The 21352-nt window shown below is 60.8% G+C and carries 26 protein-coding genes; 10 read left to right on the forward strand and 16 right to left on the reverse strand.

Going from position 1 to position 21352, the window contains the following annotated elements:
- Window positions 1-27 precede the first annotated feature (27 nt).
- Genes ACYP2Q_RS15700 through ACYP2Q_RS15710 form a run of 3 tightly spaced genes read right to left on the reverse strand, consistent with a single transcriptional unit; the run spans window position 28 to window position 1075 of the window.
- Complete coding sequence (locus ACYP2Q_RS15700) at window positions 28-372, reverse strand: hypothetical protein (protein ID WP_459731279.1); 345 nt, start codon at window positions 370-372, stop codon at window positions 28-30.
- Window positions 369-758, reverse strand: a complete 390-nt coding sequence (locus ACYP2Q_RS15705) for a phage holin family protein (protein ID WP_459731280.1) — start codon at window positions 756-758, stop codon at window positions 369-371. Before ACYP2Q_RS15705 ends, ACYP2Q_RS15700 begins: the two co-directional genes overlap by 4 nt.
- A gap of 2 nt (window positions 759-760) precedes the next feature.
- Entirely contained in the window at window positions 761-1075 is a 315-nt protein-coding gene (locus ACYP2Q_RS15710) for an ElaB/YgaM/YqjD family protein (RefSeq protein WP_459731282.1), read from the reverse strand.
- Window positions 1076-1401: 326 nt separating this feature from the next.
- On the opposite strand from ACYP2Q_RS15710, the gene ACYP2Q_RS15715 reads away from it, so the two are divergent.
- From ACYP2Q_RS15715 to ACYP2Q_RS15735, 5 genes are all read left to right on the forward strand, one after another.
- Window positions 1402-2610, forward strand: coding sequence for an ammonium transporter (locus tag ACYP2Q_RS15715; RefSeq protein WP_459731283.1), 1209 nt, complete (start codon window positions 1402-1404; stop codon window positions 2608-2610).
- Between the two features lie 72 nt (window positions 2611-2682).
- A complete protein-coding gene (locus ACYP2Q_RS15720) occupies window positions 2683-2919 on the forward strand; it encodes a glutaredoxin family protein (protein ID WP_459731284.1) in 237 nt (78 codons plus the stop codon).
- Between the two features lie 168 nt (window positions 2920-3087).
- Window positions 3088-3405, forward strand: coding sequence for a transcriptional regulator (locus ACYP2Q_RS15725; protein ID WP_459731285.1), 318 nt, complete (start codon window positions 3088-3090; stop codon window positions 3403-3405).
- A gap of 71 nt (window positions 3406-3476) precedes the next feature.
- Window positions 3477-4367, forward strand: coding sequence for a pseudouridine synthase (locus tag ACYP2Q_RS15730; protein ID WP_459731286.1), 891 nt, complete (start codon window positions 3477-3479; stop codon window positions 4365-4367).
- Between the two features lie 100 nt (window positions 4368-4467).
- A complete protein-coding gene (locus ACYP2Q_RS15735; RefSeq protein WP_459731287.1) occupies window positions 4468-4746 on the forward strand; it encodes a hypothetical protein in 279 nt (92 codons plus the stop codon).
- 74 nt (window positions 4747-4820) lie between these two features.
- On the opposite strand, the gene ACYP2Q_RS15740 is transcribed toward ACYP2Q_RS15735, so the two are convergent.
- Window positions 4821-5042, reverse strand: a complete 222-nt coding sequence (locus ACYP2Q_RS15740; RefSeq protein ID WP_046816110.1) for a YgdI/YgdR family lipoprotein — start codon at window positions 5040-5042, stop codon at window positions 4821-4823.
- A 75-nt stretch (window positions 5043-5117) separates the two neighbouring features.
- Entirely contained in the window at window positions 5118-5720 is a 603-nt protein-coding gene (gene mobA / locus ACYP2Q_RS15745; RefSeq protein ID WP_459731289.1) for a molybdenum cofactor guanylyltransferase MobA, read from the reverse strand.
- Window positions 5721-5801: 81 nt separating this feature from the next.
- Here mobA and moaB point away from each other — a divergent pair, with 81 nt between their 5' ends.
- Entirely contained in the window at window positions 5802-6341 is a 540-nt protein-coding gene (gene moaB, locus ACYP2Q_RS15750; RefSeq protein WP_008055114.1) for a molybdenum cofactor biosynthesis protein B, read from the forward strand.
- 22 nt (window positions 6342-6363) lie between these two features.
- Window positions 6364-7551 (forward strand): molybdopterin molybdotransferase MoeA, encoded by a 1188-nt coding sequence (locus ACYP2Q_RS15755; RefSeq protein WP_459731434.1) that lies wholly within the window; start codon window positions 6364-6366, stop codon window positions 7549-7551.
- 61 nt (window positions 7552-7612) lie between these two features.
- Here ACYP2Q_RS15755 and ACYP2Q_RS15760 read toward each other — a convergent pair whose 3' ends face one another.
- A complete protein-coding gene (locus tag ACYP2Q_RS15760; RefSeq protein ID WP_459731290.1) occupies window positions 7613-7924 on the reverse strand; it encodes a hypothetical protein in 312 nt (103 codons plus the stop codon).
- Window positions 7925-8137: 213 nt separating this feature from the next.
- On the opposite strand from ACYP2Q_RS15760, the gene yegS reads away from it, so the two are divergent.
- The gene (gene yegS / locus ACYP2Q_RS15765) at window positions 8138-9055 is read left to right on the forward strand and encodes a lipid kinase YegS (RefSeq protein ID WP_459731291.1); all 918 of its coding nucleotides are present in this window, start codon (window positions 8138-8140) and stop codon (window positions 9053-9055) included.
- Here the strand turns inward: yegS and ACYP2Q_RS15770 are convergent.
- From ACYP2Q_RS15770 to ACYP2Q_RS15780, 3 genes are all read right to left on the reverse strand, one after another.
- Complete coding sequence (locus ACYP2Q_RS15770; protein ID WP_459731292.1) at window positions 9039-9698, reverse strand: response regulator; 660 nt, start codon at window positions 9696-9698, stop codon at window positions 9039-9041. The two genes, yegS and ACYP2Q_RS15770, sit on opposite strands and share 17 nt — an antisense overlap.
- Window positions 9695-10588 (reverse strand): sensor histidine kinase, encoded by an 894-nt coding sequence (locus ACYP2Q_RS15775; RefSeq protein ID WP_459731435.1) that lies wholly within the window; start codon window positions 10586-10588, stop codon window positions 9695-9697. Before ACYP2Q_RS15775 ends, ACYP2Q_RS15770 begins: the two co-directional genes overlap by 4 nt.
- Window positions 10589-10986: 398 nt before the next feature.
- Complete coding sequence (locus tag ACYP2Q_RS15780) at window positions 10987-11457, reverse strand: hypothetical protein (protein WP_459731293.1); 471 nt, start codon at window positions 11455-11457, stop codon at window positions 10987-10989.
- 451 nt (window positions 11458-11908) lie between these two features.
- On the opposite strand from ACYP2Q_RS15780, the gene ACYP2Q_RS15785 reads away from it, so the two are divergent.
- Entirely contained in the window at window positions 11909-12844 is a 936-nt protein-coding gene (locus tag ACYP2Q_RS15785) for a chemotaxis protein CheV (protein WP_459731294.1), read from the forward strand.
- Window positions 12845-13027: 183 nt separating this feature from the next.
- Window positions 13028-13834 carry an MOSC domain-containing protein gene (locus ACYP2Q_RS15790; protein ID WP_459731295.1) on the forward strand — a complete coding sequence of 269 codons (807 nt, stop codon included), beginning with the start codon at window positions 13028-13030 and terminating at the stop codon, window positions 13832-13834.
- Between the two features lie 66 nt (window positions 13835-13900).
- Here ACYP2Q_RS15790 and ppnP read toward each other — a convergent pair whose 3' ends face one another.
- The 7 genes from ppnP to ACYP2Q_RS15825 all read right to left on the reverse strand — a co-directional run bounded on the left by ppnP (window position 13901) and on the right by ACYP2Q_RS15825 (window position 21347).
- On the reverse strand, window positions 13901-14185 hold the full coding sequence (gene ppnP, locus ACYP2Q_RS15795) for a pyrimidine/purine nucleoside phosphorylase (RefSeq protein WP_045058110.1): 285 nt from the start codon (window positions 14183-14185) through the stop codon (window positions 13901-13903).
- Between the two features lie 69 nt (window positions 14186-14254).
- The gene (locus ACYP2Q_RS15800; protein ID WP_459731296.1) at window positions 14255-14797 is read right to left on the reverse strand and encodes a 3'-5' exonuclease; all 543 of its coding nucleotides are present in this window, start codon (window positions 14795-14797) and stop codon (window positions 14255-14257) included.
- 71 nt (window positions 14798-14868) lie between these two features.
- Window positions 14869-16830, reverse strand: a complete 1962-nt coding sequence (locus tag ACYP2Q_RS15805; protein ID WP_459731297.1) for an acetyl/propionyl/methylcrotonyl-CoA carboxylase subunit alpha — start codon at window positions 16828-16830, stop codon at window positions 14869-14871.
- A gap of 58 nt (window positions 16831-16888) precedes the next feature.
- Window positions 16889-17686, reverse strand: coding sequence for an enoyl-CoA hydratase/isomerase family protein (locus ACYP2Q_RS15810; RefSeq protein WP_459731298.1), 798 nt, complete (start codon window positions 17684-17686; stop codon window positions 16889-16891).
- Window positions 17683-18840, reverse strand: coding sequence for a citronellyl-CoA dehydrogenase (atuD, locus tag ACYP2Q_RS15815; protein ID WP_459731299.1), 1158 nt, complete (start codon window positions 18838-18840; stop codon window positions 17683-17685). The genes ACYP2Q_RS15810 and atuD overlap by 4 nt, the downstream gene beginning before the upstream one ends.
- 17 nt (window positions 18841-18857) lie before the next feature.
- Window positions 18858-20474, reverse strand: coding sequence for a geranyl-CoA carboxylase subunit beta (atuC, locus tag ACYP2Q_RS15820; protein ID WP_459731300.1), 1617 nt, complete (start codon window positions 20472-20474; stop codon window positions 18858-18860).
- 3 nt (window positions 20475-20477) lie between these two features.
- Entirely contained in the window at window positions 20478-21347 is an 870-nt protein-coding gene (locus ACYP2Q_RS15825) for an SDR family oxidoreductase (protein ID WP_459731301.1), read from the reverse strand.
- Window positions 21348-21352: the final 5 nt, after the last annotated feature.

Below are 21352 nucleotides of genomic sequence, written 5' to 3' on the forward strand. Positions count from 1 at the left end.
CAAGAATGTAGCCAGATACTGACAGGGTCAGGGTTTACGCGAAGAGCCTTGCAACACCAGCTTGACCAGAGGCCCCAGGGTGGTGCCCAGGCGGATCAGTCGGGTCAGGCTGCCCAGGCCTGCGCCGCTCCTGGTGCCCTTGCCGGTCAGGAAACCCAGCAGGGTGACGGCCGCCACGCCCCACAGCGGTGCATGCTTGATGCCGAACCCTTCGTGCAAGTTCTGGCTCATGCCACGCAGCCGATGCAGGGGTTGCAGCAGCTGCCGGGATTCGTGGCGGATTTCCTGGCGATGCATTTCCATGCGCAGGCGGATCAGTGCCTTGCGCATTTCCGTGCGTGAGCTGTTTCGTGGCAGTTCAGGCAGGTTCATGGCAGCAGGCGCTCCCGATCATTGGCCAGTTCTTCCAAAGTGCCATGGAAGGGCGAGGACTCATCGAAGATTGCCGCTCTCAGGCGTATCCCGCAGAACACGCACGCAAGGGTGTAGAACACGCAGAGCGAGATGATGGCGGGCAGGCGATAGGTGTCCCAGAACACGATCAATACCAGCGTCGACAATCCCACCAACAGCAATAACGCGAACACCAGCGCCAGGCCCGCAAACAGCAACAGGCTTACGGTGCGGGCTTTTTGCTCCTGCAATTCGATGCCGAACAGTTCGACGTGACTGTGCAGCAACCCGAGAACCGCGGCGCCCAGGCGTCGCGACGAGGTACCTGCGCCCGGCTCGGACGTGCCGATTTCATCGATCGCCATGATCAGCGCCGGGTTGCCAGCAAGCCAATGAGGAAACCCACACCAGCAGCAATACCCACCGATTGCCATGGGTTGGCCTGGACATAGTCCTCGGTGGCGGTCACGGCAGCCTTGCCGCGTTCACGCAGGGAGTCTTCAGTCAATTTCAGGGTTTCCCGTGCACGCAGCAGACTGTCGTGGATCTGGTCGCGCAATTCATCGGCCTGGTCACCGGCCAGGGACGCGGTGTGTTCCAGCAACCGTTCGGTATCGATGACCAGTGTCTGAAAATCGCTCATCAGGATTTCTTGAGCAGTCTTTGCCTTGATGCTGGCCATTGGTGATCTCCATAAGTGGCGTCTGAATCGTTCGAGTATGAGCCTTGTGCGAAGGTTCAGTACAAATGACTGGTACAACTTTTGCTATGTCGTGGTGCGTCTGCCCGCGCCGTTGCGCTGTTGCTGGGCAAGATTCCAGTAAAACCTTAACTCAAACAATCAAAACCCGCGCAAATGTCCCGGTCGTGATTGGCCTTGATGAACCCTGTGCGTCAAAACGGTTCATCGGGAGAGACCTGCTCGCATCGACAAGTCTCAACTTGGTGCATGGATTGCCCGCGCGAACTGCTTTGGTGCTTTTTTCAGCCTTAAGGTCTGCCAAATCCATGGAAAATCTGCAAAGCGCTGTGGACACCCTGGTCCATAGCTCCAACACGTTGTTTATCCTGATCGGTGCGGTCATGGTGCTGGCCATGCACGCCGGCTTCGCCTTCCTGGAAGTCGGGACGGTCCGGCAAAAAAACCAGGTAAACGCCTTGTCGAAAATCCTCAGCGACTTCGCCGTTTCGACCCTGGCTTACTTCTTTATAGGCTATTGGATTTCCTACGGGGTCACCTTTATGCAACCGGCGGCCGTGATCAACGCCGATCACGGCTATGGCCTGGTGAAATTCTTCTTCCTGCTGACCTTTGCCGCGGCGATCCCGGCGATCATTTCCGGTGGCATCGCCGAGCGCGCCCGGTTCGTTCCGCAATTGTGCGCGACAGCGTTGATCGTGGCGTTCATCTATCCCTTCTTCGAGGGCATGATCTGGAACGGCAACCTGGGGCTGCAGGCCTGGCTGCTGGAGCGCTTTGGCGCCAGCTTCCATGACTTCGCCGGTTCAGTTGTCGTTCACGCCATGGGCGGATGGCTGGCGCTGGCGGCGGTGCTGTTGCTTGGGCCACGCAATGGGCGATATCGCGAAGGGCGGCTGGTGGCATTCGCGCCTTCGAGCATTCCGTTCCTGGCGTTGGGCTCGTGGATTCTCATCGTCGGCTGGTTCGGCTTCAACGTGATGAGTGCGCAAACCCTGCAAGGGGTCAGTGGGCTGGTAGCGGTGAACTCGCTGATGGCCATGGTTGGCGGCACGATGGCGGCGCTGATCGTCGGGCGCAAAGACCCGGGCTTTCTACACAACGGGCCGCTGGCCGGCCTGGTGGCGATCTGTGCCGGCTCCGACCTGATGCACCCGGTGGGTGCGCTGGTCACCGGTGCCATCGCCGGGGCGCTGTTTGTCTGGTGCTTTACGGCCGCGCAAGGCAAATGGCACATCGATGACGTGCTGGGCGTCTGGCCGCTGCACGGTTTGTGTGGCGCCTGGGGCGGGATAGCGTGCGGCGTCTTCGGCCAGTCGGCACTGGGCGGCTTGGGCGGCGTGAGCATCGTCAGCCAGTTGATCGGCACGGCACTGGGAGTGATGGTGGCGCTGGCCGGTGGCTTTACGGTGTATGGCGTGATCAAGGCGTGCCATGGTTTGCGCCTGAGCCAGGAAGAAGAGTATTACGGCGCGGACTTGTCGGTGCACAAGATCGGCGCCGTCAGCCAGGATTAGCCTTGGTTCATTGGCTCGACGGCATTTCGGGGCAGGCCTAGAATAGGCACTCAAATTTTTGGTAGAGCGCTCATGCTTCCTGAATGTCAGCTGTTCGGCACTCTCGGGTGTCATCTCTGTGAAGTGGCCGAAGCCATGTTGATGGAGTTTGTCGAGCGTGGCTTGCTGGTGGAGCTGGTGGACATCGCTGACGACGAAACATGGTATGAAGCCTACAGCCTGCGGATTCCGGTGTTGCGTCGGGTCGATACCGGCGCGGAACTGGGTTGGCCCTTCAGTGCCGACGACGTGGTTGCCTTCCTGCGCTGACGATTGTGCGGGCGGACAGGGTCCGCCCGTCGAACTTCAGGCGCGATCCCCTTGGCTTAATCGACGCAATTCGGATACTGTATGCGCATACAGTTATTCGGGTTGCTGTCTTGCTGCCATTGTTTTTGGCTTTGAGCGGGGCAGTTCCGGGCGTGAGAGGGACGAGTCGTGGTCAATGTCGAACAGTTGAAGAGCAGCGTTAATCGCATGTCGGCGCAGGTGGTACGCGAAGCCGTCGCCGAGTTGCGCCTGGACGGCCTGGTAACGGAGGGTAAAACACCCTTCAACAAGCTGCATTTCAATACCTGTTTTGCCGAAATCGAAGCCTTGTTCCAGCGCGCGGGCTATCACCGCCAACTGGATGTCGTGGGTTACCAGGGTTTGTTGTACGCGCTCTATGACCCCGTTCGCTGGGAGGCAGTCGACGTGCTGCGCTGGCTCAAGGAATACACCGAGGCAGCCGGGCGCGCGCCAATACCGGCGTGAGGATTCTGCGCTAGGTTCGTTCGCGCCGCTGTTGGATAATGCCGCTCTGCATTCAAGGTAAGAGCTTTTGTATGTCCACTTCATCATTTTCTGCTGCACGCAGCCAGGCCAGCACACTGTACTTGCCGCCTGGCCCGTGGCAGACCGTTTTCGATTGCCTGTGCGAGCACTTCAGCGCCATCAGTCGTGAACAATGGCTGGACAGAATCGCTCGCGGTCGCGTCCTCGATGGACAAGGCGCGCCAATTGCCCTTGACCTGCCTTACAGGGAAGGCCTGCGGATTCACTATTTTCGCGAAGTGCCGGATGAAAAACCGATCCCGGGGGTCGAGTCGATCCTGTACGCGGATGAGCATCTGGTGGTGGCGGACAAACCCCATTTTCTACCCGTGACCCCGGCGGGCGAATACGTCGAACAGACCTTGTTGCGCCGACTTATCCGTCGCCTGGATAACCCTCACCTGGTGCCGTTGCATCGGATTGACCGGCACACGGCGGGGTTGGTGCTGTTTTCCGCCAACCCGCAGAGTCGTTCGGCCTATCAGTCGCTGTTTCCTTCGCGGCAGATCGAAAAGCGCTACGAAGCCATTGCCCCGGCATTGCCCGAGCTGAATTTTCCATTGGTCCATAAAAGCCGATTGATCGAAGGCGAGCCGTTCTTCTGCATGCAGGAAGGTCCGGGCGCGAGCAACACCGAGACGGCTGTCGAAGTCCGGGAAAAGAACGGTGAGCTCTGGCGTTATGGGCTTTATCCGGTGACGGGCAAGAAACATCAGTTGCGGGTGCACATGACCGCGTTGGGCGCCAGCATCTGCAACGACCCGTTTTATCCCGAGGTGCTCAAGGACGTGGTGGATGACTATGCCAACCCGCTGAAATTGCTGGCCCAGGGGCTGAAATTCGTGGACCCGGTGTCCGGCGAGAGCCGGGAGTTCGAGAGCGCAATCACGTTGCAGTGGTGAGCGGGGCCTGCAGAAAAAACGAATTTATGCCCGGGTTTGCAGTCTTTTGATCAGGCGCCACGCACGTGGCGTTCGATACCTCCCATGCAAGGAGATATTCATGAAACGTACCGTTTTCGCTGGAATGTTGATTTGCAGCGCCCTGTTGGCCTCTTCCGTATTCGCCGCAGACAACGACCTGTGCACCATCAAGCTCCAGGAACTCAAGGACAAGGTCACCAGCCTGCCCGCCACGTCCGAAAACACCACCATGGAAATCAAGCGGATGCAGGCCAGCGCTGAAGCGGCGCGGGCCGCCAACGACGACAAGAAATGCATCACCGAAGCCACGCAGGCACTGGCCCGCGCGGATAAACTGAACAATGAGCCGAACCCCTAGCGCGGGTTTTCCAGAGGCAAAAAAATGCCCCGACGAGTCGGGGCATTTTCGTGTATCCGGTGTCGCCGCGAAGATTACAACTCTTTGACGGTACGAACCTGATCCTTGTTGATGCGGGTCTGCTTGCCATCTAGTTGCTCGAATTCGTAGAAGCCCGATTCGTCGTCGTAGTTTGGCGTGTCGACGGCCTGGATTTCGCGACCGTCATTCAAGGTGATCACGGTAGGCGATGCGCAACCGGCGAGGGTAGCGAGGCCCAGTGCGAGCATGAAAGTGGCCAGGGTCCGTTGAGTCATGGAAGTGTCTCCGTAAATAAATTCTTTTGGTTGCTGGGCTTGAGACGTAAACAGCGCGCGCAAGTTCCTTGGTATTCAGTCTGACACAGTGTCTGGCGTGCTTAACAGTTCGGGCGTATTGAGGTTTGCCAGGCGCGGATCATTGTCGGGGCACTGCAACGCAGTAGCACCCAGCTGGCGCATCAGTCGACCCGGGCTACGTTCACCCTCCTTCCAGGCCGTTTCGAATTCAGCGCGCAGTGCCACTGGAATAATGCACAGCAACGGCTCCCAGTGGCCGTCATGGCGCAGCATCAAGGGTTGGTCTGGATGCTGGCTGGCGGCTTCGCGCATGCTGCTTAGCAGTGCCTGGTCAATGCGCGGGACATCACAAGGCAAGACTAGCAGATGATTGTGACGGGCCGCTTTGAGACCTGCACGAATGCCCGCCAAGGGCCCCGGAAAGTCGCCTTCGTCGTCATGGACCAATTGATCGGCGTAGGGCGCGTATTTTTCCAGGTTCCTGTTGCACGAGACGATCAAGTCATCACTCAGCGCGCGTGTCTTGCGATGCAGATGCGCAATCAGCGGCTCGCCGTGCCATTCCAGCAATCCCTTGTCCTGGCCGCCCATGCGCTGGCCGCGGCCGCCTGCCAGGAGCAAAATGGAGCAGGGTGGCAACGCTGGGTTGGAAGTCATGGCAGGCCTCCATGGGGGCGGCGAAAAATGGGGTCGCTGTGATATAACACCGGGCTGTTTCTCCTACAACTGGACGAGCCTATGAAAGCCAAGGCTGATGTACCTTTCGCGCCGCTCAACATCGCGGTGCTGACGGTCAGCGATACCCGTACCCTGGAAACCGATACCTCAGGCCAGCTCTTCGTTGACCGCCTGACGGCTGCCGGACACAACCTGGCCTGCCGGGTCTTGCTCAAAGATGACCTCTACAAGATTCGCGCGCAAGTTGCCAACTGGATTGCCGACGAGGTCGTACAGGTGGTGCTGATCACCGGCGGCACCGGTTTCACCGGTCGCGACAGCACGCCGGAAGCGGTGAGCTGCCTGCTCGACAAACAAGTCGATGGTTTTGGTGAATTGTTCCGCCAGATATCGGTGGCGGACATCGGCACATCGACCGTCCAGTCCCGCGCCCTGGCCGGCCTCGCCAACGGCACGCTGGTGTGCTGCCTGCCGGGGTCGACCAATGCCGTTCGCACCGGCTGGGATGGCATTCTTGGCGAACAGCTGGATTCGCGTCACCGCCCGTGCAATTTCGTGACTCACCTGAAACAGGCGGCACCCTGTGAATCCCGCGGGTAAGCCGGGCAAGACCGGTGCCCTGATGCCGGTCGAGGTGGCCCTGGCGCGTTTGCTGGAAATGGCCGATGCGTCACGGATTGTCGAGCGCGAGCGTTTGCCGTTGGCGCAGGTCCAGGGTCGGGTGCTGGCCGACGATCTGCTGTCGACCCTCGATCTGCCGCCGTGGCCCAATAGCGCGATGGATGGTTATGCCTTGCGCGTGGCTGACTGGAACGCAGAACCGCTGGTGGTCAGTCAGCGAGTGTTTGCCGGTCAGGCACCTGAAGCGTTGACGCCGGGCACCTGTGCACGAATCTTCACCGGCGCACCTGTTCCGCCGGGTGCCGATTGCGTCGAGATGCAGGAGAACGCCGAAGTCCAGGGGGATGGACGTGTACGTTTCACAGAAACCCTGGTCATCGGGCAGAACATTCGCCCACAAGGACAGGAAACCACCGTTGGCGAACTGATCCTGCCTGCGGGCACACGGCTGGGGCCGATCGAGCAAGGCCTTGCAGCCTCGCTGGGGTGTGCAGAGCTGGAAGTGATCCGCAAGGTTCGCGTGGCGGTTCTGTCCACCGGGGATGAGCTGATCGAGCCGGGACAGCCGCTGGGGCCAGGGCAGATCTACAACAGCAACCGTGTGTTGCTCTGCAGCTGGTTGCAGCGCCTGGGTTGCGAGGTGATCGACGCCGGGATTCTGCCGGATAACCTGGATACCACGCGTGCGCGCCTGGGCGAATTAGGGGATGTCGACCTGATTCTCTCGACCGGTGGCGTATCGGTGGGTGAGGCCGACTTCCTGGGCATGGCCCTGAGAGAAGAGGGAGAGCTGGCGCTGTGGAAACTCGCCATCAAACCCGGAAAACCCCTGACCTTCGGGCACTTTCGTGGCGTGCCGGTGATCGGCTTGCCGGGCAACCCAGCCTCGACCCTGGTGACCTTTGCCTTGCTGGCAAGGCCGTACCTGCTGCGGCGCGTGGGTGTCATGGACGTGGAGCCGCTGAAGGTGCAAGTGCCGGCAGGGTTCGACTGGCATAAAGCTGGCAATCGACGGGAGTACCTGCGCGGTCGCCTGGAAAATGGCCGGGCCATCATCTACCGCAATCAGAGTTCCGGTGTGCTGCGCAGCGCCGCCTGGGCCGATGGTCTGGTCGAGGTCATGGAAGAACGAACGCTGGTGGAAGGTGAAAGCGTCTACTTCATCCCGCTGAGCGAAGTGTTGGGCTGATCTGGCCGCCGCGCGGTTACGCAAGCCCGGTCGATCGAGCCGGGTTTGCCTTCATGGCGAGTCAATGGGCCAGCAGCAGTGAGATGACCTGATCAAAACGGCTATTGGCAATCCAGCCCAGCAACCCAAGGACAACGGCTGTTCCGCCTGCCGAATAAGCAAGCCGGTGCCGGATGGACTTGATGTCATCGCGAATTTTTTGCAGATCGCTTCGCAGGGTTTCGAGGTGTGTCTCATGCTCATTGACGCGAGGTTGCATATCCACTTCTCCGCTGGGTTTTACGTTGCTGACAAGTTCAGCTTGATGATTGGCCCGTATGGTTGCGAGCGGCACCAGCGGAATCACCGGTGACCTGATGTCATGAGGTTGCATTGCACATCCTTGTGTCTGTCCTGCTGATGACTGAAAACCGCTGACACAAAAGTGTACCAATCGCCATTCCTGGTCAATTGAGCCGATTCCTCATGTTTTGTAAGAAAATTCTCCTTATTGCGCTCAACTGTAAATAATTCAGTTTTTTGCGACTTTTCAGGAGGGTGGCAAGGTCACATGTCCCATATGCCTTCAATGATGGGAGTGACGACAATGAGCGAACGCAAGGCGCTGTTGATTTTGCATGGCAAGCAGGCGCTCAACGAAGAGGTTCGAGCCGCCGTCGAAGGCAAGCGTGAACAAGGCTGGGAGCTTGCCGTTCGGCTGACCTGGGAAGCCGGGGACGCGCAGCGGCTGGTGGGCGAAGCGCTGGAGGCGGGTTATCGGCGGATCATTGCCGGTGGCGGCGACGGCACCTTGCGCGATATTGCCGAAGCCATGGCCGGGCAGTCAGAACAGGCCAGCCTGGTGCTGATGCCGCTGGGCACCGCCAACGATTTTGCCCGGGCTGCCGGTGTGCCGCTCGAGCCGGATCAGGCACTGGCGCTTCTGGACGTTGCACCCAGCGCCATCGACCTGGGGGAAGTCGGTGGGCAGGTATTCCTGAATATGGCCACCGGTGGATTTGGCAGCCAGGTCACGGCCAATACCTCCGAAGAACTGAAGAAGGTCCTCGGTGGTGCGGCGTATCTGTTCACCGGCCTGACTCGGTTCAGCGAGTTGCACGCGGCGTACGGTGAGTTGCAGGGACCTGATTTCCACTGGAGTGGCGAGTTGCTGGCGTTAGGGATTGGCAATGGCCGGCAGGCGGGTGGTGGGCATGTGCTCTGCCCAGAGGCCCTGGCTGACGACGGGATGCTCGACATCAGCATTCTGCCGGCACCGCAGGAACTGGTTGGCACCTTGAAAAACCTGCTGGCCGATGGCTTCGGAATCGATAGCATGTTCGTCCGGGCTCGTCTGCCATGGGTGGAGATCAAGGCGTCGGAGGGCCTATACATAAACCTCGATGGAGAGCCGCTCGAAGGTGACAGCCTGCGGTTCACGGCTCGGCCGGCGGCGTTGTGGGTGCACTTGCCCGAGCAGTCACCATTGTTGAGCGGGGCTGGAGCTGTCAGTCGTCCAGACTGATGATCTGCTCGCGCACGGCAAACAATACCAGGCCGGCCACGTCAAAGATCTGCAAGCGCTTCATGACTTGCGAGCGATGGGTTTCAATGGTCTTGACGCTCAGGCCCAGGCCGTTGGCGATTTCCCGGGTGGATTTGCCACGCACGATCAACCGCAGGATTTCCAGCTGACGGGCCGTCAGGTTGTGCGAGTGTGCCGGGGTCGCCTCCTGTTTCTGGGTTCGGGTCAATGCCTGGGTGATCACGGTGTGGGCGATGGCGGGGCTCAGATAGCGCTCATTGTTACGCAAGGCTTGCAGCGCGTGTTCCAGTTCGGTGGCCGTGGTGTCCTTGAGCAGATAGCCATGGGCCCCCGATTCCAGGGCTTGCATGATGAGCGCCGGGTCGGTGTGCATCGACAGGATCAGCACCTTGCTCTGCGGGCGAACCCGCTTGAGCTGTTGCAAGGCTTCGAGGCCGCCGGTCTGCTTCATGGAAATATCCAGCAGCACGATATCCGGGGACAGTCGCTGGACCATTTCCAGCAGCTGCGAGCCATCGTTGGCCTCGCCGACGACCGCGTAGCCAGGAAGGTCCAGCACCAGGGCGCGCACGCCAGCCCTGATCAGCGAGTGGTCATCCACCAGAAGCAAGTTACAAGTCAATGCATAACCTTATTCGTACTGGCCCGTTCGAATTCACGGGGCGCCCATGGGAAGAGGGCTTCGATCCGGGTACCTTTGTCTGGCTCGCTGGTCACGGTCAGCGTGCCGCCCAGTTGTTTGATCCGTTCCGACATCCCTGCCATGCCGCGTTGCCCTTCACGCCCCGGGTCGGTGGCTGGCGCGAAACCCTGGCCATCATCACTGATCATCAATGCCAGGCCCTGGGGCAAACGCTGCAGGCAGACCAGCAGGTTTTGCGCATCGGCATGGCGCAGCATGTTGGTGACGGCCTCCTGGGTGATACGAAAGGCCGCCACTGCCATCTCTTCCGGGATACCGGTCAGTCGTTGATGGCACTCCAGGCTCCAGTGCACCGGTGTGTTGCCCAGCGTCTTGAGCAAATGCGCCCGCAGGCTGGCTTCCAGCCCCAGGCTGGCCAGTTGTCGGGGATTGAGGATGGCCGAGACATCGCGAACCTTGGCGAGGGTTTCTTCCAGCGTGTCGCACAGCACCGAGCATTGCCCCTGCAGGTCTTCGGGCATCCTGCGCTTGAGCCAGTCACTTTGAAGTTTTGCCGCGGTCAGCAACTGGCCGATGTCGTCGTGCAATTCCCGACTGAGGCGGTGACGTTCGTTTTCCTGGACTTGCAGCAACCGCTCGGCCAGCTCCTGGGGTTGGAACTTGATCGACTTGCGCGACAGTCGGTATTGCGCCCAGACGCAGGCCAGCGCGGCAAGATCAAGCACCAGCAGACCCAGTGGCAATCGCGTGGACAGGCTGTAGACCAGCAGGCTGCCGAGCGTCGAGCCGGCACACAGCAATAGCGTGAACCGGCGTGCGTTATCTCGCGAGGGTGGCCATTTGGCAAGTGACTTGAGGCTGGCGTACATAGCGGATGGAGCCAATGGATGTTCGCTGCGGGCCGATCGGTCATGTTCGCTGACAGATCGATGATTTTTTATGTCAGCTTTCGACTTCAACGGTTCTTGTATAAGAAAACCAGGGGCTTGTATAAGAATTAGGCCTGAAATTATTAACTGCAGTGTCTGCAACCACGTCGCCGTTAATTGACGTCAACTAATGGGCGGCATAATACCACTTCGGATACCGTTGGTCGCGTCTGTGATAGATGCCCGGGAAATCAGGAAATAACGGGCAGGAATGTTGATGACGTCGTGCAGGGCGAACACTTGTACAAGCAGTAGTTACTTGTATTGAGGTGTCGCTGGCAGATATGAGGTATTCAAACGCGACATGAATATGCGCAGCTGGACGTACTTGCGCAAAGTTAAGCCTGGTGCTGTGAATAAGGAATGAGGGTGAACGGCCTGGAATTAACCGCAGGACTGAATTGACTCTGGCCGACCTGAAACGCGAAGGCTTCGATCAGGGAGGTCTGTTCAGCTTCATCGAGGCTGAGTTGCCCGGTGTTCTGGTCGATCAGTTCAAGTTGCCAGGCGATCAGCGTCAGGCAATTCTTGAGCGCATCCAGGGCCTCGTCGTGCAGGTCCATGTGGTTGTGGGCGTGATTGAGCAGATCATGAATGTGCAAAGAAAACTCTGAGACGGCTGCGAGGGCGAGGGCATCCGCCTTGCAGGCCAGTTTGAGCAGGGTGCTGAGCATGCAGTCAATGGCGTCCGGGTCATTGCTGATCAATTGCAGATGACTCAGGCATTCCTCGGTCCTGGCCAGAAGTGTTTCAGCCTCGACCAGAAACTCCGGAATACGCTTTGCCCACTCTTTACGATTGTTCGGCATGCTTATCTCCACAACGTCATGGCAAATGAGGAGGGTGTCGAATGTGTCGACGAGGACGATGTAAACCCGAAGTCTTGAGTTCGCGCGCTGGAGGGCTCAAGTGCGGGCTTGATGCTTGAAAGGGCGGCTGGCCAAAGGTTTGCGATCGCAGACAAATGCCCGACTCCATTCATGCACTGAGAATGGCGTCACATTAATGGCTATTGGATATTGCGAATATCAGGTTGCACCTGATTGTGGCTAGGGGAATCCCTTACATCGCGGAACCAAACGCGCAAACAATGGTCGCGGCGAAAAGTATGCAGCAGATGAAATTACAAGGTCAGTAAAGCATGATGTTAATGTGACATCAATGCCCGAGCGTGGCATTTGCCAAGGGGTCAAGGTCCGGCGACAACAGCCGATAACCCTCTACCTAGTGAATTCATCCGAACAAGCCCAGGAGTCATTGATGGCCGGCATTCTCGATACGGTAGACCAACGTACGCAACTTGTGGGTGAGAATCGCCTGGAAATTCTCATGTTCCGGCTTGCCGGACGGCAATTGTTCGCGATCAACGTGTTTAAGGTGCAGGAAGTCCTGCAACTGCCGAAGCTGACCCTGATGCCCCAGCGGCACCCGTTCGTGTGCGGCGTGGTCAATCTGCGCGGCCAGACCCTGCCGGTCATCGACCTGTCACAGGCCATCGGCATGCGTCCGCTGGTGCCAGGCCCTGGCAGCACGATCATCGTCACGGAGTATAACCGTTCGGTCCAGGCCTTCCTGGTCGGTGGGGTGGACCGCATCGTCAACATGAACTGGGAAGCGATCCTGCCGCCGCCCAGCAGCGCCGGTCGGCAACATTACCTGACCGCTATCAGCAAGGTCGATGATCAGTTGGTGGAGATCATCGACGTCGAGAAAGTCCTCGCCGAAATCGTGCCTTACAGCGCCAAGGTCTCCCGGGAAAAACTCGAGGATCCGGTGCTGGAGCGCGCCCGTGGCCGCGAGGTGCTGCTGGTGGATGACTCGAATGTGGCACTGGCGCAATTGCGCGATACCCTGGGGCAACTGGGCGTGAAGATGCACATCGCCAGCGATGGCTTGAAGGCCCTGAACATGCTCAAAGCCTGGGCGGATACCGGCGTCAACATGACCGACAAGTTGCTGATGGTGTTCACCGATGCGGAAATGCCGGAAATGGACGGCTATCGCCTGACCACCGAAATCCGCAACGATCCGCGCCTGCGCGGCCTTTATGTGGTGCTGCACACGTCCCTGTCCGGCAGCTTCAACGACTCGATGGTGAAGAAGGTTGGGTGCGACAACTTCCTTTCCAAGTTCCAGCCGGACAAACTGGTTGATGTGGTGCGTGAGCGTTTGATGCGGGATGTGGTGCCGGCCTGACTCCACGGCCGTACCCGGCAGATGTACCCCGGTCAAACTGTAGGAGCTGGCTTGCCAGCGATGGCGGTACAACAGACGACCAATCTCTTGCGGCTGTCAGGCCGCCATCGCTGCGATGCGGGACCTTTGATTCGCCGATCAAGCTCGTATAGGGTGGCGTTTTTGTCCGTCAGGGAGCTGGCCATGTTGCGTCTGAGCGCGCTGTATCGTTATCCGTTGAAATCCGGCAAAGGCGAGATCCTGCAACAGGTCGGCCTCGACAAGCTGGGCCTGGGCGGTGATCGACGCTGGATGCTGGTGGATGAAGCCAGCGGGCGCTTCCTGACCCAGCGCGCGGTTGCGCAAATGAGCCAGCTGTCGGCGTTGTGGAATGCCGAAGGTGGCTTGACCCTCAGTGCGCCCGGCCATTCGCCGATCGATGTCGCCTTGCCCGCCAGTGACGCTCAACTGCGCGGCGTGACCATCTGGCGTGACAGCTTGCGCGTGCCCGATGCCGGCGACGCGGCGGGTGCCTGGGTCAGTCGGTTCATCGGCAAGCCGACGCGCCTGGTCCAGGTGCCACTGGATCGCGCCCGGACCACCGCCTCCGGCTATGGCAAGGACGACGACCAGGTCGCCTTCGCCGATGGCTTCCCGCTGTTGTTGATTGGCCAGGCGTCGCTGGACGACCTGTCGCAACGCGTCGGCCGCCCGCTGGAGATGCTGCGTTTCCGGCCCAACCTGGTGATCGAGGGCAGCGAGGCATATGCCGAGGATGGTTGGAAGCGCCTGCGCATCGGCAATGTCGAGTTCCGTGTGGTCAAGCCCTGTTCACGCTGCATCATGACAACCGTCGATCCGCATACCGGCGAGCGTAGCGCTGACCGCGAACCCTTTGCCACCTTGCAGAAATACCGTACCGAAGCCGATGGTGCGATGTTTGGACAGAATCTGGTCAACGACGCTAATGGCCAGCTCGAAGTCGGCATGCCGGTCACCGTCCTCGAATGAACGCCCTTCAATGAAAAATGCCCGTGTCGATGGACGCGGGCATTTTTTTGCAGCGATCCCGGGGTTTTAGCCGCGGTATTCGCACAGGTAGGCAGTGTCGACCGCCACTTTGAGCTGGAACTTGCTGTTGGCAGGCACGTTGAACTGGCTGCCAGCGGCGAAGGTTTCCCAATCGGTGCTATCCGGCAGCTTGACGGTCAGGGCGCCGGAGACCACGTGCATGATTTCACGCTGGCTGGTGCCGAATTCGTATTCGCCCGGGGCCATGACGCCGATGGTCGCTGGACCTTCGGCAGTGCCAAAGGCGATCGACTTGACGGTGCCGTCGAAGTACTCGTTGACTTTAAACATGGGCGATTCCTCGAAAAGGGCTTAAAAGGGCCGGCCAGTATGCACAAGGCCCAAGGCCGAGTCACCTCTCTAGAGCGGCAGGACAAGCGGCAACAGGCGTGCGGTATTGCGCGCGTCTTCCAGCGCCCGGTGTTGCTGGCCGGTGAACTGCAATCCCGCCAGTTGCAGGGCGCCATTGAGCCCCAGAGGGCGTTCCAGGCGCCGGGCCTTGGCAAAGCGCTGCTTGAGGTTCATGTGCGGCACGTTGCTCAAAGCGCTGTCGAAGGGCATACGTTGCCATTCCTGGAGCAACTGCTTGCGATCGTAGTCGCCCCAGCTGACCCAGCCTTCAAGCCGCGAGTGGTGTTGGCCCAACCAGCGCTCGAACGATGGCCAGACCTCACCCAAAGGCTGTGCGGCATCGATGTTGGCCTGGGTGATGTGCGTAAGCTCCCGGCAAAACGGCGTCAACAGGGGGCGGCGCAACGGGCGCACGAAACGCTGGAAGAAATCCAGCTCGCGGCCTTTGCGATCCACCAGGGTGGCACCGATTTCGATGATTTCCATTTCCGTTATGGGCCAACCACCCTCATCGGTGGTGGCTTCCAGATCAATGACCAACCAGTGAGGCATCGCAGGGTTCCCGGTATCCGCGTGCTGATAGGGCTTGAGCGTAGCCAAACCCGGCGGTCACGCCTAGCCGCTTATTCGACTTCCAGCAGAATTTGCCGGTTTTTCACCTGGTCGCCGACCTGCACCTGCAAACGCTTGAGCACGCCGTCGATGCCCGCCTTGAGCGGGTGCTCCATTTTCATGGCTTCCAGCACCACCAGCAATTGGCCTTTGCTGACCTGGCTGCCTTCACTGACCAGAACGTCGATGACCGCACCGTCCATGGGCGCCTTGAGGGTGCCGGAGCTGATGCTGACCTGGCTGCAGGCCGGCGCTTGGGTGCGATCCAGCAGCTGCAGGCTGCCGGGGCGGGTGAACAGCCAGAGTTGTCCGCCTTCCAGACGGTAGGCATGACGCTGGCGGATACCGTCGATTTCCAGGGTGGCCCAACGACCGTCGCACTGGATAACGTTCAGGTTGAGCACCTGTGCGGCGACTTGTATCCGGTAGGGTTGCCCAGGCATCGCGGTGAATTGCACGGGCCAGTCCTGATCCCCCAGGCCGATGCAGTAGTGCAGCGGCACACTGGCGTTGTTGCGCCAACCGGCGAGCGTGGCGGGATGAATCCGTGCGCAGGCGTGATAGAACAACGCCGCTGCAATCGCCAATTCTTCTGCACTGGGTTCAGGGGGCTGCAGGCAGGGATGGTCGGCGAAATGCGTCGCAATGAACCCGGTGCTGAATTCGCCACTGATGAACCGCGGATGTTCCAGCAGGTTGGCCAGCAAGCGCTGATTGCTCGGCAGGCCCAGCAGGACGCTGTCCTGCACCGCCCTCAGCAACTTGCGCCGGGCTTCTTCACGGGTCGCACCGTGGGCGATGATCTTGCCCAGCATCGAATCATAGAAGGGGCCGACGTGTTGCCCTTCCATCAATCCATGGTCGATGCGCACGCCGTTTTGCAGCGCCGGTTCCCAGCAGGCGATGCGCCCGGTTTGCGGGACAAAGCCCTGGGCCGGGTCTTCGGCGTACAAGCGCACTTCCATGGCGTGACCGCTGAGTTGCACCTGCTCCTGGCGCAACGGCAACGGCAGCCCTTGGGCGACGTGCAGTTGCCAGGCCACCAGATCCAGCCCGGTGATCAGTTCGGTGACCGGGTGTTCCACCTGCAACCGGGTATTCATTTCCAGGAAATAGAATTTCCCGCGCGCATCCAGCAGGAATTCCACGGTGCCGGCGCCGACGTAATTCACTGCGCGACCGGCCTTGAGCGCTGCTTCGCCCATGGCCTGGCGCAGTTCGGCGGTCATCACCGGGCAGGGTGCTTCCTCGATGACTTTCTGATGGCGGCGCTGGATGGAGCAGTCGCGCTCGCCGAGGTAGATCAGGTTGCCCTGTTGGTCGCCGAACAGTTGAACCTCGACGTGACGCGGGTCGATCAACGCCTGTTCGAGGATCAGTTCATCGCTGCCGAATCCATGCAGCGCTTCGGAGCGTGCAGTGCGGATCTGTGCCAGCAACTCGCCGGCGTTGTGCACCAGGCGCATGCCGCGCCCGCCACCGCCGGCGCTGGCCTTGATCATCACTGGGAAGCCGATGCGGTCGGCTTCGCGGATGAGGGTCGCATCATCCTGTTCGGCACCCTGGTAACCCTCGATGCAGGGCACACCCGCGTTGAGCATGGTGAGTTTCGACAGTCGTTTGCTGCCCATCAGTTCGATGGCTTCGGGGCTGGGGCCGATGAAGGTGATGCCGGCGTTTTGGCAGGCGCGGGAGAAACCGGCGTTTTCCGAGAGGAAGCCGTAGCCCGGGTGGATGGCGTCGGCCCCGGTACGTCGGGCCGCCTCGATGATTGCCTCGATGTTCAGGAAGGACTGCTGTACCGGGGCCGGGCCGATGTTTACCGCTTCGTCGGCCAAGTGCACGTGCAGGGCATCGGCGTCGGCATCGCTGAAGACGGCGACGGTGCGGTAGCCCAAGGCCTGGGCGGTGCGCTGGATGCGGCAGGCGATTTCACCGCGGTTGGCGATCAGGATTTTGTTGAATCCGGGCATGTTTCATTCCCTTTGGTGTGCGGTGAATGTCAGGGCCTCTTCGCTGGCAAGCCAGCTCCTACAGGGCCCACCCCGGTTTGCGCTTTTGCACAAAAGCCATGGTGCCCTCGATGCCTTCAGCCCCCGTCACCGCTTCGCTGAACCACTCAGCCGCCTGATCCAGCAGCTCATCCGAAGGCTGCCCCACACTCGCCAGCAACAGTTTCTTGGTTGCCGCATTCGACCCAGGCGCACAACACAGCACATGGGCCAGCACCTCATCGAGGCGCTCGGCCAACGCCTGCGCATCGTGCTCGACAAAATGCACCAATCCCATCCGCCGCGCCTGGGTGCCGTCGAAACGTGCCGCCGTCAGGGCCAGGCGGCGCGCGTGGGTCAGGCCGATGCGCTGGACCACGAACGGCGCGATCTGCGCCGGCAACAGGCCGAGGCTGGTTTCCGGCAGGCCGAACTGCGCCTGGTGATCGGCCAGGGCAATATCGCTGACACAGGCCAGACCGAAGCCGCCACCGAGCACCGCGCCTTGCAAGACGGTGATCACCACCTGCGGCGCGTGCTGCACTTCCTGCAGCAACGCACCGAACAGTCGATTCAGATCGCGGTGCGCGCTCGGGCCCTGGGCGCGCGCGTTGGCCATGTCCTTGAGGTCGCCGCCGGCGCAGAAATGCCCGCCGGCACCGCCGATCACCAGGGCCCGAACCCCCCGGTCAGCGTGCACCGCCGCCAGCACCGCACGCAGTTCGCTGACCATTTGCAAACTCATGGCGTTACGGCTGTCCGGACGATTGAGGGTGATGTGCAGCACAGCGTTGTGCAGGTCGAGCAGCAGGGTCTGGCAAGCCGGCAGGGGGCTCATGGTTTTTTCCCCGGCAGGATGCCCATGAGCTTGCAGATGATCCCCAGCATGATTTCGTCCGCGCCGCCGCCTATCGATACCAGGCGCACATCGCGGTAGGCGCGGGCCACCGGGTTGTCCCACATGAAGCCCATGCCGCCCCAGTACTGCAGGCAGCTGTCGCTGACCTCGCGGCCCAGGCGACCGGCCTTGAGCTTGGCCATGGACGCCAGGCGCGTAACGTCCTTGCCCTTGATGTACTGCTCGGTGGCTTGATAGACCAACGCCCGCAGACATTCGATCTCGGTTTGCAGTTCGGCCAGGCGAAAGTGAATGACCTGGTTGTCGATCAGCGCACTGCCGAAGGTCTTGCGCTCCTTGCAGTACTCGATGGTGCTGTCGACGCAATACTCCAGGCCCTTGATCATGTTGGCCGCACCGAACAGGCGTTCCTCCTGGAACTGCAGCATCTGCATCATGAACCCCGCGCCTTCATGACCGATGCGGTTGCGCTGTGGCACCCGCACGTTGTCGAAAAACACCTGGGCGGTTTCCGAGCTACGCATGCCCAGTTTATCCAGGTGCGAGCTGAGGCTGATGCCGGGGCTGTTCATCGGCACCATGATCAGCGATTTGTTGATGTGCGGCTTGTCGTCCGAAGTGTTGGCCAGCAGGCAGATGAAGTCGGCGCTCGGCGAGTTGGTGATCCACATCTTGCTGCCGTTGATCACGTAGTCGTCGCCGTCCTTGCGCGCGTTGGTTTTCAAGCCGGCCACGTCGGAGCCGGCGCCGACTTCGGAGACGCCGATACAGCCGACCTGCTCGCCGCTGATGGCCGGGCGCAGGAACTCATCGCGCAACTCATCGGAGCCGAAGCGGGCGAGGGCCGGGGTGCACATGTCGGTCTGCACGCCGATCGACATGGGAATCCCGCCGCAATGAATGGTGCCGAACTCTTCGGCGGCGACGATCGAGTAGCTGTAGTCCAGGCCCATGCCGCCGAATTTTTCCGGTTTGGAAATGCCCAGCAGGCCGAGGTCGCCGGCCTTGCGAAAGATCTCGTGGATCGGAAAGCGCCCGGCCTTTTCCCATGCCTCGACGTGCGGGTTGATCTCGTGATCGACGAATTGGCGAACGGTGCGACGCAGTGCTTCGTGTTCCTGGGTGAAGATCATTCTTATTGTTCTCCTGATTAGAACCGGGCTACACCAAAACTGTTGGCTTGCAGCGGCCGCACCTGGGCCTCGTGACAGATATCCAGCAAGTAACCGAGCAGGGTCCGGGTGTCCCGTGGATCGATCAGGCCGTCGTCCCACAGATTGGCGCTGCCATACAGCGCCGTGGACTGGCTGTCGAGTTTCTGTGCGGTGACCTGTTCGAGCATGTCGAGCATTTTCGCGTCGGGCACCAGGCCGGCCTTGGCTTGCTTGGCCTCGGTGACGATGCGCAGCACCTTGCCGGCCTGGGCGCCGCCCATCACGGCGGTGCGGCTGTTAGGCCAGGCGAAGATGAAACGCGGGTCCAGGCCACGGCCGCACATCGCGTAGTTGCCGGCGCCATAGGAGCCACCCACCACGACGGTCAGTTTAGGCACCCGGGCATTGGCCACCGCCTGGATCATCTTGGCGCCGTGCTTGATCACCCCTTGCTGCTCCGATTCGGTGCCGACCATGAACCCGGTGGTGTTGTGGAAAAACAGCAGCGGCGTCTGGCTCTGGTCGCACAGCTGAATGAATTGCGCCGCCTTGCTCGCGCCCTTGGGCGTGATCGGACCGTTGTTGCCGATGAACCCGCAGGCGTACCCCTGGATGTTCAGTTGGCCGCAAACAGTCTGCTGATCGAACTCGGCCTTGAATTCGAGGAAGTTCGAGCCGTCGGCGATACGGGCGACGATCTCGCGCACGTCGTAAGGTTTTTTCGGGTCATCCGGGATCAGGCCCAGCAATTCGTCGATGGGGTAGAGCGGCTCCTGCCATTGCCTGGCAGGCAATACCGGCAAGCGCGCATTCCAAGGCAGCAGGCTGACGATCTCGCGCACCAGGCGCACTGCGTCGGCATCGCTCTCGGCCAGGTATTCGGCGGTGCCGGCGATTTGCGCGTGCATCTCGGCGCCACCCAGCTCCTCGTCAGTGGCGACTTCTCCGGTGGCCGCTTTCAACAGTGGCGGGCCGGCCAGGAACAGCTTGGCTTTGCCGCGTACCACCACCACATAGTCCGACAGCCCCGGTTGATAGGCGCCGCCTGCCGTCGCCGAGCCGTGGACCACGGTAATCTGTGGCAGGCCCATGGCCGACATGCGCGCCTGGTTGGCAAAGCTGCGCGCGCCTTCGACGAAAATCTCCGCTGCGTAATTGAGGTTGGCGCCGCCGCTCTCGGCCAGGGTAATCACCGGTAGTTTGTTTTCCAGGGCGATCTGTTGCAGGCGCAGGGACTTTTTCAGTCCCGAGGGGGAAATGGTGCCGCCCTTGATCGCACTATTGTTCGCCACCACCAGCACCCTTACCCCCGACACGTAACCGATCCCGGCGATCAAGCCGCCACCGGCCGAGCTGCCGTCCTTGTCGTCGTGCAACTTGTAGCCGGCCAGGCTGGCCAGTTCGAGAAACGGTGCGCCGGGGTCGAGCAACAGGTTGAGGCGTTCCCGGGGCAGCAATTGAGCGCGTTTTTCGAACTTGGGTTTGGCCTCGGCCGCCTTGTCCAGCAGGGTCTGTTCAAGGCGGCGCAGATGCTCGACGGCGTCCAGCATTGCCGCGCGGTGGCGGGAAAATTGTTCGCCGTGGGGATCGAGTTGCGACTGAATCACCGGCATGGGTTATTCCTTGTCCTTGAGGACATCAGGTATGTACGCGCGGTGAAAGCCGTTGTACGACTCGCTGTGGGTCGCCTTGTGGATCGGCCAGGCCCGCCCGCCGAGGCTGGCCGCGCCGTCGATGCGCAGGGTGCTGCCGCTGATGAACGCCGCGGCCGGGCTGAGCAGGAAAACGATCGCCGCGCTGACTTCCGATTCCGTACCAATGCGCTTGAGTGGCACGTGTTCGCGCAAGGTCGGAATCACTGCCTTGAACGCCCCTTCGTAGGTGTCCATGCCGCTGGACGCGATCCAGCCCGGCGCGACGGCGTTGACCCGGACCCCGGCATGACCCCATTCGAAGGCCGCGGTCTTGGTCAGGTTGTCCATGCCCGAGCGCGCCGCGCCCGAGTGGCCCATGCCGGGCATGCCGCCCCACATGTCGGCGAGCATGTTGACGATGGCGCCGCCGTGTTTGCTCATGGACTGGTTGAACACTTCCCGGGCCATCAGGAATCCGCCGAGCAGATTGGTGCGCATCACCGTTTCGAAACCCTTCTGGTTGATCGAGGCCAGCGGCGACGGGTACTGGCCGCCAGCGTTGTTGACCAGGCCGTGAATCGGGCCGTGCTTGCGGATCAGTTCACTGACCAGGTGCGTGACCGCTTCTTCCTCACGGATATCGCAGGTGCTCCAGTCAGCCCTGCCGCCATCTTCGGCAATTTCGGCGGCGACGGTTTTCAGCTTGTCGGCCTTGCGCCCGACCAGCAGCACATGGGCGCCGAGGGCTGCCAGCTCATGAGCGGTACAACGGCCGATGCCACTGCCGCCACCGGTGACGATGATGGTCTGGCCGGCAAACACATCGGCTTTGAAAATCGAATCGTAGGCCATGGCGG

This window comes from Pseudomonas sp. MHK4 (genome assembly GCF_054600775.1).

Coding starts and splice junctions, on each gene's coding strand:
- ACYP2Q_RS15710 (WP_459731282.1), bottom strand. CDS start 1,075: ATGGCCAGCATCAAGGCAAAGACTGCTCAAGAAATCCTGATGAGCGAT.
- ppnP (WP_045058110.1), bottom strand. CDS start 14,185: ATGTTTAAAGTCAACGAGTACTTCGACGGCACCGTCAAGTCGATCGCC.
- ACYP2Q_RS15775 (WP_459731435.1), bottom strand. CDS start 10,588: ATGTACGCCAGCCTCAAGTCACTTGCCAAATGGCCACCCTCGCGAGAT.
- ACYP2Q_RS15720 (WP_459731284.1), top strand. CDS start 2,683: ATGCTTCCTGAATGTCAGCTGTTCGGCACTCTCGGGTGTCATCTCTGT.
- ACYP2Q_RS15780 (WP_459731293.1), bottom strand. CDS start 11,457: ATGCCGAACAATCGTAAAGAGTGGGCAAAGCGTATTCCGGAGTTTCTG.
- ACYP2Q_RS15715 (WP_459731283.1), top strand. CDS start 1,402: ATGGAAAATCTGCAAAGCGCTGTGGACACCCTGGTCCATAGCTCCAAC.
- ACYP2Q_RS15790 (WP_459731295.1), top strand. CDS start 13,028: ATGTTGCGTCTGAGCGCGCTGTATCGTTATCCGTTGAAATCCGGCAAA.
- yegS (WP_459731291.1), top strand. CDS start 8,138: ATGAGCGAACGCAAGGCGCTGTTGATTTTGCATGGCAAGCAGGCGCTC.
- ACYP2Q_RS15825 (WP_459731301.1), bottom strand. CDS start 21,347: ATGGCCTACGATTCGATTTTCAAAGCCGATGTGTTTGCCGGCCAGACC.
- mobA (WP_459731289.1), bottom strand. CDS start 5,720: ATGACTTCCAACCCAGCGTTGCCACCCTGCTCCATTTTGCTCCTGGCA.
- ACYP2Q_RS15700 (WP_459731279.1), bottom strand. CDS start 372: ATGAACCTGCCTGAACTGCCACGAAACAGCTCACGCACGGAAATGCGC.
- ACYP2Q_RS15800 (WP_459731296.1), bottom strand. CDS start 14,797: ATGCCTCACTGGTTGGTCATTGATCTGGAAGCCACCACCGATGAGGGT.
- ACYP2Q_RS15760 (WP_459731290.1), bottom strand. CDS start 7,924: ATGCAACCTCATGACATCAGGTCACCGGTGATTCCGCTGGTGCCGCTC.
- moaB (WP_008055114.1), top strand. CDS start 5,802: ATGAAAGCCAAGGCTGATGTACCTTTCGCGCCGCTCAACATCGCGGTG.
- atuD (WP_459731299.1), bottom strand. CDS start 18,840: ATGATCTTCACCCAGGAACACGAAGCACTGCGTCGCACCGTTCGCCAA.
- ACYP2Q_RS15735 (WP_459731287.1), top strand. CDS start 4,468: ATGAAACGTACCGTTTTCGCTGGAATGTTGATTTGCAGCGCCCTGTTG.
- ACYP2Q_RS15755 (WP_459731434.1), top strand. CDS start 6,364: ATGCCGGTCGAGGTGGCCCTGGCGCGTTTGCTGGAAATGGCCGATGCG.
- ACYP2Q_RS15730 (WP_459731286.1), top strand. CDS start 3,477: ATGTCCACTTCATCATTTTCTGCTGCACGCAGCCAGGCCAGCACACTG.
- ACYP2Q_RS15785 (WP_459731294.1), top strand. CDS start 11,909: ATGGCCGGCATTCTCGATACGGTAGACCAACGTACGCAACTTGTGGGT.
- ACYP2Q_RS15805 (WP_459731297.1), bottom strand. CDS start 16,830: ATGCCCGGATTCAACAAAATCCTGATCGCCAACCGCGGTGAAATCGCC.
- ACYP2Q_RS15810 (WP_459731298.1), bottom strand. CDS start 17,686: ATGAGCCCCCTGCCGGCTTGCCAGACCCTGCTGCTCGACCTGCACAAC.
- atuC (WP_459731300.1), bottom strand. CDS start 20,474: ATGCCGGTGATTCAGTCGCAACTCGATCCCCACGGCGAACAATTTTCC.
- ACYP2Q_RS15705 (WP_459731280.1), bottom strand. CDS start 758: ATGGCGATCGATGAAATCGGCACGTCCGAGCCGGGCGCAGGTACCTCG.
- ACYP2Q_RS15740 (WP_046816110.1), bottom strand. CDS start 5,042: ATGACTCAACGGACCCTGGCCACTTTCATGCTCGCACTGGGCCTCGCT.